The 819-nt window shown below is 50.4% G+C and carries 2 protein-coding genes and 1 pseudogene; all 3 read right to left on the bottom strand.

The window, feature by feature from the left end; genetic code table 11:
• Positions 1-274, bottom strand: a pseudogene (locus AWU74_RS06570) (polyribonucleotide nucleotidyltransferase); the annotation flags it as partial.
• Between the two features lie 105 nt (positions 275-379).
• Complete coding sequence (gene rpsO, locus AWU74_RS06565; protein ID WP_162504961.1) at positions 380-655, bottom strand: 30S ribosomal protein S15; 276 nt, start codon at positions 653-655, stop codon at positions 380-382.
• Positions 553-819, bottom strand: a 267-nt coding sequence (locus AWU74_RS12760; protein WP_238580213.1) for a PDDEXK-like family protein, incomplete at its 5' end; no start/stop codon positions are given. The genes rpsO and AWU74_RS12760, both read right to left, overlap by 103 nt.

Raw genomic sequence — 819 nt, 5'->3', positions numbered from 1 at the left:
GCGGCGAGACGGGGATTTCTTTGTCTTTGGGGCGACCTTCCCGCTTGATGAAGCCACCGGGGATTTTGCCTGCGGCGTAATACTTTTCGTTGTAATCCACGGTGAGCGGCACATAGTCCAGCCCTTCCGCTGCGTCCGGCGAAGCGCAGACCGTGGCGATAACCGCCGAACCTGCATATTGCGCGTACACCGCGCCGTTCGCCTGTTTCGCCAGGCGGCCTGTTTCCAAAATCAGCTCGTTATTGCCGATTTTATAGGCAACTCTTTGAATCATAGTAACCCTTCTTGACGAAATTACGTCGTGGGAGAAAGCCTGTCATTGTGCGGGGAAATACGCCGTAAAAACAAAAAAACCGCCGCAGGCGCGGCAGATAGGCAGTTATTTGCGTAAACCAAGTTCTTTGATGAGCGACCGATAGCCTTCCAGATTGGAACGCTGCAGATATGTGAGTAGTCTTCGGCGCCGTCCGACCGCTTTGATAATCCCGTGGGAGGCGGTTTTGTCTTTTTTGAATTGCTTGCAGTGCGCACTGAGTTCTTTTATTCGTTCAGTCAGCAACGCGACCTGAACATTCGTGTTTCCGGTATCCTTTTCGTTTGCACCGAATCTGCCGATAATCGTAGCTGTCGTTTCTTTCGCAAGCGATTGAGAAATAGTTCGCCAAATTCCGGGTGGTGGTGTGTTTCCGTTGGATTGAGGAACAAGCCGATAACGCGACTGTGCTCAGTTTCCAAATGAGACCGGGCCATAAGATCAATGATATTACCAAAACCGGGTGCATTTGCTTTTTTTGCTTCATACTCTTTGAGAGTAACACT

This window comes from Treponema endosymbiont of Eucomonympha sp., from assembly GCF_001028545.1.
Note: the sequence above shows the minus strand (reverse complement) of the source record. Positions and strands in the feature narration are given on the sequence as shown.